We start from the raw sequence: 16,533 nt of genomic DNA, 5'->3' as shown, positions 1-16,533 counted from the left end.
AAAGGAGAGAAATTTAATATGCCATACATTGTTGATGTATTTGCACGCGAAGTATTAGACTCACGCGGTAACCCGACAGTAGAAGTAGAAGTACACACAGAAACAGGTGCAATGGGACGCGCATTGGTTCCATCAGGCGCATCTACAGGTGAATACGAAGCAGTAGAACTTCGTGACGGCGACAAATCACGCTACCTTGGAAAAGGCGTTCTTAACGCAGTTAAAAACGTAAACGAAGTAATCGCTCCAGAACTACTAGGTTTCGACGTAACTGAGCAAGTTGCAATCGACCACCTTCTAATCGAGCTTGACGGCATGGAAAACAAAGGTAAATTAGGTGCGAACGCAATCCTTGGCGTATCTATGGCAGCAGCTCGTGCAGCAGCTGAATTCCTTGGACTTCCACTTTACCAGTACCTTGGCGGATTCAACGCTAAAACATTGCCAGTACCAATGATGAACATCATCAACGGCGGCGAGCATGCTGACAACAACGTTGACATTCAGGAATTCATGGTAATGCCTGTTGGCGCTGAAGATTTCCACGAAGCTCTTCGCATGGGCGCTGAAATCTTCCACAGCCTGAAATCAGTTCTTCAAGGCAAAGGCCTTAACACAGCTGTAGGTGACGAAGGCGGCTTCGCTCCAAACCTTGGATCAAACGAAGAAGCTCTTCAAACAATCATCGAAGCAATCGAAAAAGCAGGCTACAAACCTGGCGAGCAAGTTATGCTTGCAATGGACGTTGCAGCTTCTGAGATCTTCAACAAAGAAGACGGCAAATACCACCTTACAGGTGAAGGCGTCGTAAAAACATCTGCTGAAATGGTAGACTTCTACGAAGACCTAGTTTCTAAATACCCAATCATCTCAATCGAAGACGGTTTAGATGAAAACGACTGGGAAGGCCACAAACTTCTGACTGAGCGCCTTGGCGAAAAAGTTCAGCTAGTTGGTGACGACCTGTTCGTAACAAACACGAAAAAACTTTCTGAAGGAATCGAAAAAGGAATCAGCAACTCAATCCTTATCAAAGTTAACCAAATCGGTACCCTTACAGAAACATTCGACGCAATCGAAATGGCTAAACGCGCTGGCTACACAGCAGTTATCTCTCACCGCTCTGGTGAAACAGAAGACAGCACAATCGCTGACATCGCTGTAGCAACAAACGCTGGCCAAATCAAAACAGGTGCCCCTTCACGTACTGACCGTGTTGCGAAATACAACCAGCTTCTTCGCATCGAAGACCAGCTTGGCGACACAGCTAAATACGATGGCATCCACACATTCTACAACCTTAAAAAATAAGGTTAGCTATAAGTTGAAAACCGCCCTGGAGACTTTTGTCTTGGGGCGGTTTTTTTTGTAATTCATTGTTGGTGGATAAGTTTTTAGAGTGAAGATCGTGTGAGCTGAGATTACAAGTTGGTGCTGCTGTGGCTTTTGAATTGAGTTAAGACGGGGATAGCAGCAGGAACTTGGGGAAGCTCCGTCCAGAAAGTGCGCCAAGTCAGAGTTAGCAGCATAAAGTGAGTAGAGCACGGGTCTGAAAGTGTTCTAACCCAGAGTTAGCATCACAAAGTGAGTAGAGCCCGGTCCCGAAAGTGTTCTAAGCCAGAGTTAGCAGCACAAAGTGAGTAGAGCCCGGTCCCGAAAGTGTTCTAAGCCAGAGTTAGCAGCACAAAGTGAGTAGAGCACGGGTCTGAAAGTGTTCTAACCCAGAGTTAGCATCACAAAGTGAGTAGAGCCCGGTCCCGAAAGTGTTCTAAGCCAGAGTTAGCATCACAAAGTGAGTAGGGCCTAGGCCCGAAAGTGTTCTAACCCAGAGTTAGCAACATAAAGTGAGTAGAGCCCGGTCCCGAAAGTGTTCTAACCCAGAGTTAGCAGCACAAACTAGGTAGAGCTCAGGCCCGAAAGTGTTCTAAGCCAGATTTAAACTAATAAGAAAGTGCTCCAAATGAAAACTACTTTTTCTCTTCATAATTAGTGCCTCTCGAACGACCCACTCTCACAAAATTCTCTTTTAGTATTTTTTGAATAGACCTGCTGTTTTTTATGTTTCCGCACCATTCGTGTATTTGTTCAGACGTAATCTTTTTATCCGGAAACAGCAGACGAAATTCCTCCACGCTTCTCAAAACGCTGTTTTTAAATCTTTCTTTTTGCCCGCAGTTTACACAGACCAGCTGATCCCTGCTAAGTGCATCCATCCCCAACCTTCCACACCCCCCACACACAATCCCCTTCCGAAGTTCCTCATATCTAAAATCGGGCCGCCGTTCATAAGGGGATTTTTCCACATGGAGTGATAAAAGCTTCTCCGCAAGCTCCGAGTGAAGGCCTTGCGGCATACGGATACTTTTCAGTCTTTGGGAAAAACGGTCCCATTGGGAAGGGAAGATCATAGGGGGATGGAGGGGAGCATGGTAGAGGTGAAAGTGCGGGTTTACAAATACGACATAGGCTTCAACCGGAAGTGGGCATCTTAAAATCTGCAGCTGTCTTCTAAGAAGAGATTCGCATCTTTTCAGCTGTAAAATGGGGTTTTTGACTTCGGTTTTTGCCCCACATGAGATCCATTCTTCTTTTTCAATGTAGTGGTCTCCATACATGTTTTTCACTTCGAATAGATAGATTTTTTGCGGAGCGATGTAAAGAGAATCCATCTGATAGTGGCTTCCGCCGGTGACAAAGAGAAGGTCGTTTAAAATCAGTCCCTCTCCAGCGTGCTCTACCCATCCATCAAAGATTTTCTCTCCCTCATATCCGCTTTCAAGGTAGTCGCACTGTTTCTGGTCTGCACGCGCTAAGTCCATTCGCGCATTTAAGCTTTTATACGTTCTCAGTTCCGCCGATTCTGTTCGTTCTTTTAAAATCAGTATAATCACCTCCTCTGCTCATCATAAGGCGAGAGCAGATGATCCGGCAAATCTTCAAAATCTAATTTTATTCGTTGAAAAAGTAATTTTCGCATATGTCTCCTACTCCTGTTCGCAAGCAGTATGCTGGGGGAAAAGCTAAGAAGGTTTTCGCCCTTACCTAAAAAACTACAAAAAAACACCTTCTTCATCCCGAAGAAGATGCTTCATGTTTATGATGGCGATGCCTGAATTCTTCATATGCCCCAGATCCTAAAATGACCCCGGACACAATGAACAGAAGTCCAAATAAATGTGATGCATATACGGCTTCATGCAAAATCAGAGCAGATCCTGCGAGTGCAAAAAAGGTGCTTAGATTCATGAAGATGGACGTTTCTGCCGGTCCGACCATGCCGATGGCGTAGTTATAGGTCATGTGTCCAATCGCCGTTGCGAGGATGGCGGATGTGAAGAAGACTCCCCATACTTCAGGCGTTCCTTCAGTAAGGCTTGCAAGTCCGCCAGGTTCTGTGACCAGGCTGATAAGGAATAAAACAAAGGATCCAAAGAACAGCATGTATCCTGTCATAAGACGCGGATCCAGTGTGCGGCATGCTTTTTTGATTATGATAAAGCTGCATGCCTGAGTGAAAATCGAGATGAAAATGTAAATATCGCCTGTATTCATGCTGCTGACGCCTTTGCTTCCGGCTAAAATGGTGAACCCGACACCGGTTAGCCCAAGGATAAATCCTGTTAAGCGGATAACCGTCAGACGCTGGTTAAGAAAAATAATGGACAAGATGGCTGTAAGCATTGGGCCAAGGCCGAGAATGAGTCCTCCATTTGTAGAGGAAGTCATTGTCAGGCCGACAGAAAGAAAGTAGTGATGGCACACAACATTCAGCAGGCCGCCGGCTGCAATGTAAAAAGTTTCTTTTAATGTAGGCTTGCGGAGCAGTTTTAAAAAAGCCAGTATGATCAGGACGCAAATGCTTGCAGTAAAAATTCTCACTGAGGTGACAGTAACAGGCATAAAGCTGTCAACAATGATTTTAAGCAGGGGCACATTCAGGCCCCATATGAGCATAACACCGACCAGAATCAGATAGATGCGGGTGTTGTTCAAGATTTTCCCTTCTTTCTGCGAACTATTTAAACAGCATATCACAGAGGAAGCTTTTCCCTCAAAGGGAATGTTTCGTGAGGCTAATAAAAAATCAACTTTGAATGATAGTGACATTTGGACGGCAATATGGTAAATTGAAAATAATGCTAACCGGGTTTTAGGAGGTGTCGTCCATGCACGTTTTATTGATTACTTTGCTTGTTATCGTCAGTCTTGCCCTTATCGCAGTCGTACTTCTTCAATCTGGGAAGAGTGCAGGTTTATCAGGAGCCATTTCAGGCGGAGCTGAGCAGCTTTTTGGAAAGCAAAAAGCACGCGGACTTGATTTGGTGCTTCACCGCGCGACTATCGTGCTGTCTGTTTTATTCTTTGTACTTACAATCTTGGTTTCTTACGCAGGATTTTAATACATCTTTCTAATCATTCGGGGGTCTGATTGCCATCAGACTCCCTTTTGTTATTTTTTAAACAGCATTTTTGCCCTTTAATTAAACGTTTGTTTAAATAGAAACGGAAGAAGGAATCTTAACAATAGAAGCCTTTATTTATATGACTAGTTTACATAAAGGAGTTTTTAAAATGAAAAGAGTTTTGCCGAAGCCGTTTACGTTTGAAGGGGGAGACCGTGCTGTTCTTTTGCTGCACGGTTTTACAGGGAACACAGCGGATGTGAGGATGCTTGGACGCTATTTGAACGAGAGAGGCTACACGTGTCATGCCCCTCAGTACAAGGGACACGGAGTGCCGCCTGAAGAGCTTGTTCATACGGGTCCTGAAGACTGGTGGAAAGACGTTATGGAGGGCTATCAGCTCCTTAAGGACCGGGGGCATGAATCGATTGCGGTTGCCGGATTGTCGCTGGGCGGTGTGTTTTCGGTCAAATTGGGTTACACTGTACCTGTAAAGGGTATTGTGCCGATGTGTGCGCCGATGTACATCAAGAGCGAAGAAGTGATGTATAAAGGAATCCTTGAATATGCCCGCAATTTTAAAAAATTCGAAGGGAAAACAGAGGCGCAAATCGAAGAGGAAATGAAGCAATTTGAGAAAACGCCGATGAATACCCTGAAAGCACTACAAGAGCTGATTGCTGATGTGAGAAATAATGTAGATATGGTTTACTCGCCTGCATTTGTTGCACAGGCAAGGCATGACCACATGATTAATACAGACAGTGCAAATATTATTTATAACGAAGTGGAAACAGACAATAAAAAGATTAAATGGTACGAAGAGTCAGGACATGTTATTACACTCGATAAAGAGCGGGAGCAGCTTCATGCAGACGTTTACGAGTTCCTGGAAGGTCTTGACTGGCAGTAATTTAAAGGAGGGACGCAAATGGATCAGCAAATTGAACTACATATAGAAAAACTGCTTTCTTTTATGAAAGAGGAAGCATACAAGCCACTGACCGTTCAGGAGCTTGAAGAGGCATTTGGCATTAAGGAATCCTCAGATTTTAAAGAGTTCGTAAAGGCTCTTGTTGTCATGGAGGAAAAAGGGCTTGTCGTGCGGACGCGCAGCAACCGCTACGGAATTCCGGAAAGGATGAATCTTTTCCGCGGAAGGCTCAGCGGGCATGCCAAGGGGTTTGCCTTTCTAGTCACAGAGGAGCCGGGCCAGGATGATATCTTTATTCCTCCGGGTGAGCTGAACAATGCCATGCACGGTGATACGGTGCTTGTCAGAGTCAGCACGGAATCAAGCGGCAGCAGGCAGGAAGGAACCGTCATCCGCATCGTTGAACGCGGCCTGAAAGAGGTTGTTGGAACGTATACGGAAAGCAAAAACTTCGGATTTGTGATTCCGGATGATAAAAAGATTCCAAATGATATTTTCATCCCCAAAAAAGCCTCTAATGGTGCGATTGAAGGGCATAAGGTCGTTGTGAAGCTGACAACCTACCCTGAAGGCAGAATGAGCGCTGAAGGGGAAGTAATAGCGATTCTCGGGCACAAAAATGATCCTGGTGTGGATATTCTTTCGGTTATCCATAAACATGGCCTCCCTCAGGCGTTCCCTGTAGAAGTGCTTGAGCAGGCAAACGAAGTTCCTGAGACAATCCGGGAAGAAGATATTAAAGACCGCCGCGACCTCCGCAATGAAACGATTGTGACAATCGACGGAGCGGATGCAAAGGATCTTGATGACGCAGTCACGGTCACCGAACTCGATAATGGAAACTACAAGCTTGGCGTTCACATTGCTGATGTCAGTCATTATGTGACGGAAGGTTCGCCGATTGATAAAGAAGCGCTGGAGCGTGCTACGAGTGTTTATTTAGTAGATCGTGTTATTCCAATGATTCCCCACCGTCTTTCAAACGGAATCTGCTCGCTTAATCCGAAGGTTGACCGCTTCACGCTTTCCTGTGAAATGGAGATCAACAGCCTTGGTGAAGTCGTCAAACACGAAATTTTCCAGAGTGTCATTAAAACGACGGAGCGGATGACCTATTCCGATGTGAAGGAAATTCTTGTTGATGAAAAACCTGAGCTCCTTGAAAAATATGAGCCGCTGATTCCTATGTTTAAACGCATGGAGAAGCTGGCACAGATTTTAAGAAACAAGCGGATGAGCCGCGGAGCAATCGATTTTGATTTTAAAGAAGCAAAAGTGCTTGTTGATAAAGACGGGAAGCCGACAGAAGTCGTTCTGAGAGAGCGGACCGTGGCTGAGCGTTTAATTGAAGAGTTCATGCTGCTTGCAAACGAAACGGTTGCCGAGCATTTCCACTGGATGAATGTTCCGTTTATCTACCGTATTCATGAGGAGCCGAATACGGAAAAGCTGCAGCGGTTCCTTGAGTTTGTCACAAACTTCGGATACGCCGTAAAAGGAACAGCCAATACGATTCATCCGCGTGCGCTTCAGGATATTCTGGATGATGTAGCAGGCCAGCCTGAAGAAATGGTCATTTCAACCGTCATGCTCCGCTCCATGAAACAGGCGAAATATGATCCGGAAAGCCTTGGACACTTTGGGTTGTCAACAGAGTTCTATACGCATTTCACATCTCCGATCCGCCGTTATCCGGACTTGATTGTTCACCGTTTGATCCGGACTTACTTAATTGAAGGCAAGGTGGATGAAGCGACAAAGGCTAAGTGGGCTGAAAAGATGGAGATGATTGCAGATCAGTCATCAAACATGGAGCGCCGCGCAGTTGATGCTGAGCGCGAAACAGATGATCTGAAAAAAGCAGAGTACATGCTTGATAAAGTCGGTGAGGAATACGACGGCATCATCAGTTCAGTCACAAATTTCGGCATGTTCGTCGAGCTGCCGAATACGATTGAAGGACTTGTTCACGTCAGCTATCTGACAGACGATTACTACCGCTACGATGAGCGCAACTATGCGATGATCGGCGAGCGTACGGGAACTGTGTACCGCATAGGGGATGAAATCACCGTCCGTGTCGTAAATGTCAACAAAGACGAACGGGCCGTTGATTTTGAAATTGTCGGCATGAAAGGCACAAGACGCCGTTCAGCCAAAGATGCTCCTAAAGTCATCAAGGGCGACCGCGGCAAGCGCAGCGGGGCAAAAGAAGGCAGAAACAGAAGAAAATCTGCTTCTGATGACAGAAGGAAGCCTGCTGAACGCAATGGCAGTGTGGAGGACGGCTGGAGCAACCAGAATCCTAATAAGAAGAAAAAGAAAAAGAAGTCGTTTCAGAATACCCCTGTTGCAAAACGGAAGACGAAAAAGAAGAAAAAGCAATAATGGATTTAATGGACAGGGAGCCTCAGGCTTCCTTTTCCTTTCATCTTTTGCTAAAATAGAGGCTATCGCCATAGAGAGAGAAAGGGGATGCAGCATGCCAAAAGGAACCGGAAAAGTCGTTGCGCAGAATAAGAAAGCCAACCATGATTATGCCATTGAAGAAACGTATGAAACGGGCATCGTCCTTCAGGGGACAGAAATCAAAGCGATCCGCGCCGGACGCGTGAACTTGAAAGACTCTTTTGCGAGAGTGCAGCAGGGTGAGGTTTTTCTTCACAACATGCATATTTCACCTTATGAACAGGGCAACCGCTATAACCACGAACCTTTGAGAACGCGCAAGCTGCTGCTTCATAAAAAAGAAATCAGCAAGCTGATTGGACTGACAAAAGAAGAAGGCTATGCACTTGTGCCTTTAAAAGTGTATCTGAAAAACGGCTTTGCCAAAGTTTTGATCGGACTCGGAAAGGGTAAAAGGAAATACGACAAGCGTGAAGACCTGAAGAAAAAAGAAGCAAAACGAGAAGTCGAGCGTGCTTTCCGCGAACGTCAGAAGGATTATTGATTGACAATAACTTACAATTGATATTCCGCGTCATTCTGCTATAATGGAACTTGTAAGACAAACACACAATTTCATATACGCTCAAGCTTGATTATCGAGCGTCTCCGAACACCCATGTGAGGCTTGGATTCATTTCCTTGCTGAACCTTATATCATGGGGACGTTACGGATTCGACAGGGATAGTTCGAGCTGTAGCTGCGAGTCGAGGGGATCGTCCTCGTCAAAACGTCAAAGCCAATAATAACTGGCAAACAAAACAACAACTTCGCTTTAGCTGCTTAATAACAGTCTATAGCGGTTCCTCCCTCCATCGCCCATGTGGTAGGGTAAGGGACTCACTCTAAGTGGGCTACGCCTGATGCCTCCGTCTGGGGATAAGGGAAGAGATCAATCAGACTAGTTGCTCCGACGCCCGTTGATAGGCATACGAGTCAGCGAATCGCAAATATATCAACTACACTCGTAGACGCTATGGTGCCGATGTTTCTGGACGTGGGTTCGACTCCCACCGTCTCCACCATACATAGTAAATGACAACAGATCAGCCTTTGAGGCTGGTCTGTTTTTGGTTTTGGCAGAAGTAATGAAGCTGTTATCAGGGTATATTTCATGAACAAAAAACAGACAATGCAAGTAGTGAACTTAAATTGAGCAGGAGGTCAAAGAATCATGAACGTATTAGGCTACCGCTACGTAACGGTATCTGAGCATAGTATGGAAATGGCGGATTTTTTTCAGAATAAGCTGGGCATACCAAATGGACGAGAAGAGACAGCTGACAATCAGGGCGGAGTTTTTACTGCGGGGGACAGCCAGCTGGAGTTTTGGAGAAAAAGTGACTGCATGCCAGAATCCGTCATGCTTCAGCTCATCGTTGACGATGCCGACGAGTTTGCTGAGTTTGCATCAGCCAGAGGAATCAAGCTTGATGGGCCGATGTTCGAGCAAGGTGAAAAAATCTACGCTTTGACTGCTCCAGACGGTATGCCGTTGACGATTCATTCTGCAGCTGACTAAATCAGCCGCAACGTTCGGGGACGCCACTTTTTAGGAACCCCAGTGAAAAAAGTGGCAGCACTCGAGTGAGTGGCGCCAGAAATGACAATCCATTACTTGAAAAGTGGCAGCACTCGACCGAGTGGCGCCAGAAAAGAGGATCCATCACCTGGAAAAGTGGCAGCACTCCGGTGAGTGGCGCCAGAAATGACAATCCATCACCTGAAAAAGTGGCAGCACTCCGGTGAGTGGCGCCAGAAAAGCGGATCCATCACCTGGAAAAGTGGCAGCACTTGAGCGAGTGGCGCCAGAAAAGCGGATCCATCACCTGGAAAAGTGGCAGCACTCGAGCGAGCGGCGCCAGAAAAGAGGAGTCATCGCCTAAAAAAGTGGCAGCACTCTAGTGAGTGACGCCACAAAAGAGAGTCCACCACCTGAAAAGTGGCAGCACCAATGCGGCACAGTGTTTAATCACTTTACATCAATTTCAATCCTCTCATCATAAGTCTTCAAATAATGCATTCCCTCAATAAATAAAGATTCGGCTTTTGCGGTGGTATTGAAAATTAGCGTCCTCTCTTTCATGCCCTTTCCGTTTTTGTGCATATTCACTGTTGTCTCAAGCGGAACGCTGCGGCCCTGGTGATCTGTCAGGGATACCCCCTCCAGCATGACATCTTCATCTGTTGCCACAGTAAGTTCAATGCCGCGCGATGTTTTGGCCAAGTTTTTAAGGGAAAGTTCTTTTTCTCCCGCCAGAGTCTGCGGCTTATCAGCCTCGCTGAGCGGGATTTTCCTATTCAGTGGTTCGTAGCCGGTAAATGTCTTCATGACAAGGGTGAGTGTTTCAACTGTTTCTGGCAAGGCGTCGTACCGGATATCAAAGGATGTGCCGAACAGTGATGTGCTGCTTCCTCCACCAGTGAGCGGAACGTTTTTCCCGTCTGCTTTCAGTTCAATTCCTCCAAGGGCAAAATCAGCACGGTCAAAATTCTCTACATCAAGTTTTCCTTCTATAATAGTCATTGTTGGTGATGCTTTGATTGAGCGGAAGGTTATGTGCCCTTTATCTACGCGCAATGTTTTCCTGATCGGCTTTTTTAAGGAGGTCTGCAGGGCTTTGTTTGGGTAATAAGGAAATGTCAGAGCAGATTCTTTTATAGAGCCATTCTTCATTTGCTCAGAGAAATGCAGCGTCAGGTCGTTTGAAAAAGGGCTGACGGGCTCAAAGGACAGTATGCCTTTTAACTCAGTGCCATGATCGTTTACTTGAGAAGTGCCGCTTTCCGCCGTGGAGTTAGTAAAAAGACCGGTAATCCTCGCAGGGGAAAGATCGGCATCTGAGCGAAGTCCGTTGTCATTTGACATCGTATAATACAGGACAAACTGATTCTCATCAGCCATTGCGCCATTGATTGTGAGCTTCGTTCCGTCGGACAGGACGGCGTCTTTTTCAATAACCTGTCCGTAGCCTTTTTCATTCAGTTCGTTCAATGTGCCTGAACTTAATTCGTCAAAGCCTAACAGTTTTTTTCCGTAATAGGCTAAAGCGTCATATTGAAAGGTGACGATTCCGAGAAGAAAGATGGCTGCTGCAGCTGTCAAAAGGAAAGGGGGGCGTTTCTTTTTTCTGACAGGGACTGATTCGAGTGCCCTTCTTAATCTGGGTTCGAGCTCACCTGGTGCTTGAATCTCTTCTATTTGCTTTTTTGCTTCATCAAAAAGTTCATCGCCGGTTTTCAACTTATTCACCTCCAGTAAGGGTTCTCAGTTTTTTTAGTCCCTGAAAAATGCGTGACTTTACAGTACCAAGCGGGGTATTGGTCATCTCTGAAATCGTTTGAAGTTCGAGGTCATGCAAGTACTTTAAACTTAAAGCTTCCCTCTGCTCGTCACTTAGGCGGGCAAGGAGTTCCTGTATTTCCATGTGATGATCACTTTGGGTAATAGGATGTACTGATTTCTCTTCGGTTAATGTCCAGTCATTTATAGGCAGGGTCCTCTTTTGTTCAGCGAGCAATGATTTGCAGCAATTCACTAAAATGGTTTTGCTCCAGCTGTAAAAAGATTCGGGATTTTTAAGCTGGTCGAGCTTTTCGTATACTCTTACAATCATTTCATCCATCGCATCCATTGCGTCATGCGGGTTTTTCATATAAGTAAGGGCAAGCCTGTAATAGGCGTTTTTTTCTGCCATGATTAAGTGGAGCAGAGCGTCCTTGTCGCCCCGCTTCGCTTTTTTGATCAGTCGTGCTGCCTCCATTTTTTCACCTCTCTCTTTTATAAGAGTGACAGACTGGTCATAAAGTTCAAATTTTTTTTCTAAAAAAAGTCATTTAGGCATATGAAAAAATTTCGAACAGGGTTGTTGACAAAATACCCAAAGGGGTATATTATTAGTCTTGTTCACATCAAATCGTTTAACGGGGAGATGCTATCGTTGATTGGTTTGTTTTTGAGTATAATCGTGTTATCATGTATTTTACTATATAACCGCTACTTTCCTGTGCGGGGAATCGCTTGCAGCAGCATGCCGGATCAGCCGGCAGAAGGTATTATGGTACTGGATCTGAGAGCTTACAATGAGTCTTATAAGAATCCTGTGCCGGGTGCAAGAAATATACCTGTTGCCTATTTGCACAGATATTATAAGGAAATTCAGCACAATAACATTCATATCATTGCATCCGATAAGGTGCAGAGAAATTTCGGCATCCGTATTCTGAAGCAAAAAGGATTTCAGATCAAAGGGTGTACGATTGCCAATATAAATGCTTAATGAAAGGAGAGAAGAACATGGAGTACAATGATCAAATGAAAAACCGGGTTAAGCGGATTGAAGGTCAGCTTAGAGGCATTCTTCGGATGATGGAAGAAGAGAAAGACTGTAAAGATGTGATTACACAGCTGTCTGCCACGAGAACGGCGATTGACCGGACAATTGGTGTCGTTGTGAGCTCTAACCTGGTGGAATGTGTACGGGCTGCAAATGAGGAAGGCCATAACACGGAAGATCTGGTTAAGGAAGCTGTTAATCTGCTGGTAAGAAGCAGATAAAATAAAAGGGTTGACGCCCTCTTTATTTTTTATTAGTATGATACCCATAGGGGTAAAGGTAAATTTTTTTATAAAACTATATACCCTAAGGGGTAAAAACAGGAGGAACAACACATGTCAGAAACTAAAAAAACAACCATCGTTCTTTTCAGCGGTGATTACGATAAAGCAATGGCAGCTTACATTATTGCAAATGGTGCAGCGGCGTACGATCATGAAGTAACGATTTTCCACACATTCTGGGGCTTGAATGCTCTTCGCAAAGATGAACCGATTGCTGTTAAAAAAGGCTTCATGGAAAAAATGTTCGGCAAAATGATGCCGCGCGGCGCAGATAAAATGGGACTTTCTAAAATGAATTTTGCTGGAATGGGTCCTAAGATGATCAAAGATGTCATGAAAAAGCACAACGCTATCCCGCTTCCGCAGCTGATCGAAATGGCTCAAGAACAGGATATTAAGCTTGTAGCCTGCACAATGACAATGGATCTGCTTGGTCTTCAGGAGAAAGAACTTCTTGATAACATTGAATATGCCGGGGTTGCCGCTTATTTGGCAGACGCAGAAGACGGCAATGTGAATCTGTTTATCTAACTGGAAAGGTGTGAGTGCAGTTGGAGATTGTACAATACGTTTTAATTGGCTTGCTTTTACTTTTTCTTATAAAAAGGCTTATGCCTGCAAAGGGTATCCGGGCCATTTCGACTGCTCAGCTTAAAGAGCAGCTGGATGACCGCAGCAAGCAGTTTATTGATGTCAGGACTCCTGCAGAGTATAAAGGAAGACACCTTAAGGGGTTTAAAAATATGCCGCTGCATCAACTTGCTCAAAAGGCACAGCTTCTTTCAAAGGATCGTGAGGTTGTTGTGATCTGCCAGAGCGGAATGCGGAGCCAGAGTGCCTGCAAAACATTAAAGAAGCTTGGTTTTAAAGATGTGACAAACGTTAAGGGCGGAATGAACGCCTGGAATTAAGGAGGCCAAATGATGAAGCAAATGACGGCAAAAGAAGTTGAAGCAACACTTAACGACTTAACTGTGATTGATGTCAGAGAACCGGATGAAACGGCAGCCGGCAAAATTCCCGGTGCAATGACCATTCCTTTAGGGCTTCTTGAGTTCCGCATGCATGAACTTGATAAGACCAAAGAATACACAATGGTCTGCCGTTCAGGCGGAAGAAGCGGCCGCGCAGCCCAGTTTCTAGAAAGCCAGGGATTCAAGGTTATTAATATGACTGGCGGAATGCTTGAGTGGGAAGGGAAAACGGAATAATTTTCACAGGAAAAAGCACTTAGACAATTAGGAGGAATGAAAATGAATACGCTGAAAACGAATTTGACACTTGATGCAAAAGGCCTTGCATGTCCAATGCCAATCGTAAAGACGAAAAAAGCGATGAAAGATCTTGAACCTGGGCAGGTACTCGAGGTGCTCGCTACAGACAAAGGCTCGAAGGCTGATCTGAAAGCCTGGGCAGGAAGCGCAGGACATCATTATCTCGGCACAATCGAAGAAGACGGCATTCTTAAGCATTATGTGCGCAAATCTTCAGGTGAAGAAACAAAAGAGAAAACGTACCCTCACGTAAGCAGCAATGAAGAGCTTGAAACAAAGCTTGAAGACAGCAGCATTGTGATTCTCGATGTACGGGAAGCAGCAGAATATGCTTTTGAACATATTCCAAATGCAGTATCTATTCCGCTTGGCGAGCTTGATGACCGGATGAATGAGCTGAACAAAGAAGACGAGATTTATGTTGTATGCCGTACAGGAAGCAGAAGTGATCTTGCCGCTCAAAAACTTGCAGGCAATGGATTTGCGAACGTGAAAAACGTTGTTCCAGGCATGTCTGCATGGTCTGGCAATACGGCACGCATCTAACAAATTTTTTTACCATATAATATACCTTAGGGGGTAATTAAACATGGCATTAAATGTGATGACAGCAAAAGACGTAACAAAAAAGGTATTTGATAAACAGCCTTTATTCATCTTGGATGTCCGCAACGAAAGTGATTTTCAGGATTGGAAAATCGAAGGCGAAAACTTCAGCTATTTAAATATCCCGTATTTTGATTTGCTTGATGGGGTTGAAGAGATACTAGATCAGATTCCGGCAGACTGTGACGTATTAGTCGTTTGTGCAAAAGAAGGATCAAGCATTATGGTTGGTGAAATGCTTGCTGATGAAGGTCTGTCTGTGTCCTATTTAAAAGGCGGCATGAAAGCCTGGAGTGAGCATCTCGAGCCTGTAAAAGTCGGAGACTTAAAGAACGGCGGCGAGGTTTATCAATTCGTCCGCATCGGGAAAGGCTGTCTTTCCTACATGGTCATTTCAGACGGTGAAGCAGCGATTATTGACTCAACCCGTATGACAGATTTATATCTCGAGTTTGCAAAAGAGAAGGGTGCAGCAATTGAGCATGTGTTTGATACGCATCTGCATGCGGATCATATTTCCGGCGGAAGAATCATCGCAGAGAAAACAGGCGCAGCCTACTGGCTGCCTCCAAAGGATGCTGGTGAAGTAACCTTTGACTATAACGCATTAGAAAGCGGAACAGATGTCACAATCGGCAGTACGACAATCAATATCCATGCCCTTTATTCACCGGGCCACACGATTGGATCAACTTCCTTCGTCGTTGATGAGAAATTCCTGCTTTCAGGTGATATTCTTTTCATCGATTCCATTGGGAGACCGGATCTTGCAGGTATGGCTGAAGACTGGGTAGGCGACTTGCGCGAGAGTCTTTATAAGCGCTATAAAGAATTGTCTGAGGATCTGCTTGTCCTTCCGGCTCATTTCATGATTATTGATGAGTTAAATGACGATGGCAGTGTTTCTGAGAAGCTAGGCGTACTTTTTGAAAAGAACCATGGTTTAAACATTGAAGATGAAAATGAGTTCAGAAAGCTTGTAACCGAGAATCTTCCTCCGCAGCCAAATGCGTACCAGGAAATTCGCGAAACAAACATGGGGAAAATCACCCCGGATGAAGAGCAGCAGCGTGAAATGGAAATCGGTCCAAACCGCTGTGCAGTAAGATAATCAGACTTTAAATTAACTCTAGGAGGAATTTTAAAATGGAAACAGCAAAAGTATTAGACGCAAAAGGTTTAGCTTGTCCAATGCCAATCGTCAGAACAAAAAAAGCGATGGCTGAACTTGAATCTGGACAGGTGCTTGAAGTACATGCAACAGACAAAGGGGCAAAGGCGGACCTTACAGCCTGGGCAAAATCGGGCGGCCACGAGCTTGTAAAACACGAAGAAGAAAACAGTGTCTTCAAGTTCTGGATCAAAAAAGGATAATAGAAAGGGAACCGGATCAGGTTCCCTTTTTTAATAAAGGAGAGTGACTCACCCATGGATTTTGCATTTATTATCACTATTTTCTTAATCGGTTTTATCGGTTCATACATTTCCGGAATGCTTGGAATCGGCGGTTCAATTATAAAATATCCGATGCTCCTCTACATTCCGCCCCTTTTCGGACTTGCAGCCTTCAGCGCCCATGAAGTTTCGGGGATCAGTGCTGTTCAGGTCTTCTTTGCGACAATCGGCGGTGTGTGGGCCTACAGAAAAGGCGGATACTTAAATAAGCAGCTCATCCTTTATATGGGTGCAAGTATCTTAATCGGAAGCTTTATCGGCGGATTTGGCTCTAAAGCAATGTCTGAAGAAGGCATTAACGTGATTTACGGAGTACTTGCTTTGATTGCAGCTATTATGATGTTCATTCCTAAAAAGGGCATCGATGATATTCCTCTTGATCAAGTAACGTTTAACAAGTGGCTTGCTGCTGTTCTAGCAATTATTGTTGGTGTTGGATCAGGAATTGTCGGTGCAGCCGGGGCATTTTTACTTGTGCCGATTATGCTCGTGGTTCTTAAAATTCCTACAAGAATGACGATTGCTTCGTCCCTTGCAATTACCTTGATTTCATCCATTGGAGCAACTGTAGGGAAAATAACGACAGGCCAGGTTGACTACTATCCTGCTCTGATTATGGTTGTTGCAAGTTTGATTGCTTCTCCGCTTGGTGCAATAGCAGGTAAAAAAATGAATACGAAAATCCTTCAGATCATTCTCGCTGTCTTGATATTATTAACAGCCGTGAAGATTTGGCTGGATATTCTTTAATAGAAAGAGCAGCAGATCATCGGTTGATTTGCTGCTCTTTT

At 44.8% G+C, this 16,533-nt stretch carries 20 protein-coding genes and 1 other RNA gene; 17 read left to right on the top strand and 4 right to left on the bottom strand.

All coding sequences use genetic code 11. The annotated features are described in order from the left end of the window. Positions 1-18: 18 nt before the first annotated feature. The gene (gene eno, locus ACK1LH_RS18720) at positions 19-1,311 is read left to right on the top strand and encodes a phosphopyruvate hydratase (RefSeq protein ID WP_029284581.1); all 1,293 of its coding nucleotides are present in this window, start codon (positions 19-21) and stop codon (positions 1,309-1,311) included. Positions 1,312-1,967: 656 nt separating this feature from the next. On the opposite strand, the gene ACK1LH_RS18715 is transcribed toward eno, so the two are convergent. Both ACK1LH_RS18715 and ACK1LH_RS18710 read right to left on the bottom strand, forming a co-directional pair. Further along, positions 1,968-2,819, bottom strand: coding sequence for a nuclease-related domain-containing protein (locus tag ACK1LH_RS18715; RefSeq protein ID WP_411335125.1), 852 nt, complete (start codon positions 2,817-2,819; stop codon positions 1,968-1,970). A gap of 250 nt (positions 2,820-3,069) precedes the next feature. Beyond that, complete coding sequence (locus ACK1LH_RS18710) at positions 3,070-3,993, bottom strand: DMT family transporter (protein WP_411333892.1); 924 nt, start codon at positions 3,991-3,993, stop codon at positions 3,070-3,072. Between the two features lie 173 nt (positions 3,994-4,166). On the opposite strand from ACK1LH_RS18710, the gene secG reads away from it, so the two are divergent. The 7 genes from secG to ACK1LH_RS18675 all read left to right on the top strand — a co-directional run bounded on the left by secG (position 4,167) and on the right by ACK1LH_RS18675 (position 9,672). Continuing rightward, complete coding sequence (secG, locus tag ACK1LH_RS18705) at positions 4,167-4,400, top strand: preprotein translocase subunit SecG (RefSeq protein ID WP_029284575.1); 234 nt, start codon at positions 4,167-4,169, stop codon at positions 4,398-4,400. A 172-nt stretch (positions 4,401-4,572) separates the two neighbouring features. Then, positions 4,573-5,316: an alpha/beta hydrolase gene (locus tag ACK1LH_RS18700; RefSeq protein ID WP_029284573.1), complete on the top strand. Its 744-nt coding sequence runs from the start codon at positions 4,573-4,575 to the stop codon at positions 5,314-5,316. A gap of 18 nt (positions 5,317-5,334) precedes the next feature. After that, a complete protein-coding gene (gene rnr / locus ACK1LH_RS18695) occupies positions 5,335-7,725 on the top strand; it encodes a ribonuclease R (RefSeq protein ID WP_411333891.1) in 2,391 nt (796 codons plus the stop codon). A gap of 94 nt (positions 7,726-7,819) precedes the next feature. Beyond that, on the top strand, positions 7,820-8,290 hold the full coding sequence (smpB, locus tag ACK1LH_RS18690) for an SsrA-binding protein SmpB (protein WP_411333890.1): 471 nt from the start codon (positions 7,820-7,822) through the stop codon (positions 8,288-8,290). A 156-nt stretch (positions 8,291-8,446) separates the two neighbouring features. Continuing rightward, positions 8,447-8,811, top strand: a transfer-messenger RNA (tmRNA) gene (gene ssrA, locus ACK1LH_RS18685). A 149-nt stretch (positions 8,812-8,960) separates the two neighbouring features. Next, a complete protein-coding gene (locus tag ACK1LH_RS18680; RefSeq protein WP_029566917.1) occupies positions 8,961-9,308 on the top strand; it encodes a VOC family protein in 348 nt (115 codons plus the stop codon). Positions 9,309-9,531: 223 nt separating this feature from the next. Continuing rightward, positions 9,532-9,672 carry a hypothetical protein gene (locus tag ACK1LH_RS18675; protein WP_203288987.1) on the top strand — a complete coding sequence of 47 codons (141 nt, stop codon included), beginning with the start codon at positions 9,532-9,534 and terminating at the stop codon, positions 9,670-9,672. 86 nt (positions 9,673-9,758) lie between these two features. Here the strand turns inward: ACK1LH_RS18675 and ACK1LH_RS18670 are convergent, their stop codons facing one another. Together ACK1LH_RS18670 and ACK1LH_RS18665 are read right to left on the bottom strand one after the other, a co-directional pair. After that, the gene (locus ACK1LH_RS18670) at positions 9,759-11,039 is read right to left on the bottom strand and encodes a DUF4179 domain-containing protein (RefSeq protein WP_411333889.1); all 1,281 of its coding nucleotides are present in this window, start codon (positions 11,037-11,039) and stop codon (positions 9,759-9,761) included. Then, positions 11,032-11,550 carry a sigma-70 family RNA polymerase sigma factor gene (locus tag ACK1LH_RS18665; RefSeq protein ID WP_029566915.1) on the bottom strand — a complete coding sequence of 173 codons (519 nt, stop codon included), beginning with the start codon at positions 11,548-11,550 and terminating at the stop codon, positions 11,032-11,034. The genes ACK1LH_RS18670 and ACK1LH_RS18665 overlap by 8 nt, the downstream gene beginning before the upstream one ends. A gap of 177 nt (positions 11,551-11,727) precedes the next feature. On the opposite strand from ACK1LH_RS18665, the gene ACK1LH_RS18660 reads away from it, so the two are divergent. From ACK1LH_RS18660 to ACK1LH_RS18620, 9 genes are all read left to right on the top strand, one after another. Next, positions 11,728-12,066 (top strand): hypothetical protein, encoded by a 339-nt coding sequence (locus tag ACK1LH_RS18660; RefSeq protein WP_051865613.1) that lies wholly within the window; start codon positions 11,728-11,730, stop codon positions 12,064-12,066. A 17-nt stretch (positions 12,067-12,083) separates the two neighbouring features. After that, positions 12,084-12,344: a metal-sensitive transcriptional regulator gene (locus ACK1LH_RS18655; protein ID WP_029284564.1), complete on the top strand. Its 261-nt coding sequence runs from the start codon at positions 12,084-12,086 to the stop codon at positions 12,342-12,344. 114 nt (positions 12,345-12,458) lie between these two features. Further along, positions 12,459-12,938, top strand: coding sequence for a DsrE/DsrF/DrsH-like family protein (locus tag ACK1LH_RS18650; RefSeq protein ID WP_029284562.1), 480 nt, complete (start codon positions 12,459-12,461; stop codon positions 12,936-12,938). Between the two features lie 20 nt (positions 12,939-12,958). Continuing rightward, a complete protein-coding gene (locus ACK1LH_RS18645; protein WP_029566913.1) occupies positions 12,959-13,318 on the top strand; it encodes a rhodanese-like domain-containing protein in 360 nt (119 codons plus the stop codon). A gap of 12 nt (positions 13,319-13,330) precedes the next feature. Further along, positions 13,331-13,618, top strand: coding sequence for a rhodanese-like domain-containing protein (locus ACK1LH_RS18640; RefSeq protein WP_029566912.1), 288 nt, complete (start codon positions 13,331-13,333; stop codon positions 13,616-13,618). A gap of 42 nt (positions 13,619-13,660) precedes the next feature. Further along, positions 13,661-14,227: a sulfurtransferase TusA family protein gene (locus tag ACK1LH_RS18635; RefSeq protein WP_029284556.1), complete on the top strand. Its 567-nt coding sequence runs from the start codon at positions 13,661-13,663 to the stop codon at positions 14,225-14,227. Between the two features lie 43 nt (positions 14,228-14,270). Then, entirely contained in the window at positions 14,271-15,398 is a 1,128-nt protein-coding gene (locus ACK1LH_RS18630) for an MBL fold metallo-hydrolase (RefSeq protein WP_029566911.1), read from the top strand. Positions 15,399-15,433: 35 nt separating this feature from the next. Further along, a complete protein-coding gene (locus ACK1LH_RS18625) occupies positions 15,434-15,661 on the top strand; it encodes a sulfurtransferase TusA family protein (RefSeq protein ID WP_029566910.1) in 228 nt (75 codons plus the stop codon). A gap of 54 nt (positions 15,662-15,715) precedes the next feature. Further along, positions 15,716-16,492, top strand: a complete 777-nt coding sequence (locus ACK1LH_RS18620) for a sulfite exporter TauE/SafE family protein (protein WP_029284550.1) — start codon at positions 15,716-15,718, stop codon at positions 16,490-16,492. The last annotated feature ends 41 nt before the right edge of the window (positions 16,493-16,533 follow it).

The organism is Metabacillus indicus, from assembly GCF_046603695.1.
GTDB lineage: Bacteria > Bacillota > Bacilli > Bacillales > Bacillaceae > Bacillus_P > Bacillus_P indicus.
Note: the sequence above shows the minus strand (reverse complement) of the source record. Positions and strands in the feature narration are given on the sequence as shown.

Excerpts from the sequence above, each read along its gene's own strand:
- ACK1LH_RS18625 (WP_029566910.1), top strand. The coding sequence starts at position 15,434 with ATGGAAACAGCAAAAGTATTAGACGCAAAAGGTTTAGCTTGTCCAATG.
- ACK1LH_RS18655 (WP_029284564.1), top strand. The coding sequence starts at position 12,084 with ATGGAGTACAATGATCAAATGAAAAACCGGGTTAAGCGGATTGAAGGT.
- smpB (WP_411333890.1), top strand. The coding sequence starts at position 7,820 with ATGCCAAAAGGAACCGGAAAAGTCGTTGCGCAGAATAAGAAAGCCAAC.
- ACK1LH_RS18700 (WP_029284573.1), top strand. The coding sequence starts at position 4,573 with ATGAAAAGAGTTTTGCCGAAGCCGTTTACGTTTGAAGGGGGAGACCGT.
- ACK1LH_RS18620 (WP_029284550.1), top strand. The coding sequence starts at position 15,716 with ATGGATTTTGCATTTATTATCACTATTTTCTTAATCGGTTTTATCGGT.
- ACK1LH_RS18715 (WP_411335125.1), bottom strand. The coding sequence starts at position 2,819 with ATGGACTTAGCGCGTGCAGACCAGAAACAGTGCGACTACCTTGAAAGC.
- ACK1LH_RS18640 (WP_029566912.1), top strand. The coding sequence starts at position 13,331 with ATGAAGCAAATGACGGCAAAAGAAGTTGAAGCAACACTTAACGACTTA.
- rnr (WP_411333891.1), top strand. The coding sequence starts at position 5,335 with ATGGATCAGCAAATTGAACTACATATAGAAAAACTGCTTTCTTTTATG.
- secG (WP_029284575.1), top strand. The coding sequence starts at position 4,167 with ATGCACGTTTTATTGATTACTTTGCTTGTTATCGTCAGTCTTGCCCTT.
- ACK1LH_RS18665 (WP_029566915.1), bottom strand. The coding sequence starts at position 11,550 with ATGGAGGCAGCACGACTGATCAAAAAAGCGAAGCGGGGCGACAAGGAC.
- ACK1LH_RS18680 (WP_029566917.1), top strand. The coding sequence starts at position 8,961 with ATGAACGTATTAGGCTACCGCTACGTAACGGTATCTGAGCATAGTATG.
- ACK1LH_RS18650 (WP_029284562.1), top strand. The coding sequence starts at position 12,459 with ATGTCAGAAACTAAAAAAACAACCATCGTTCTTTTCAGCGGTGATTAC.
- ACK1LH_RS18630 (WP_029566911.1), top strand. The coding sequence starts at position 14,271 with ATGGCATTAAATGTGATGACAGCAAAAGACGTAACAAAAAAGGTATTT.
- ACK1LH_RS18635 (WP_029284556.1), top strand. The coding sequence starts at position 13,661 with ATGAATACGCTGAAAACGAATTTGACACTTGATGCAAAAGGCCTTGCA.
- eno (WP_029284581.1), top strand. The coding sequence starts at position 19 with ATGCCATACATTGTTGATGTATTTGCACGCGAAGTATTAGACTCACGC.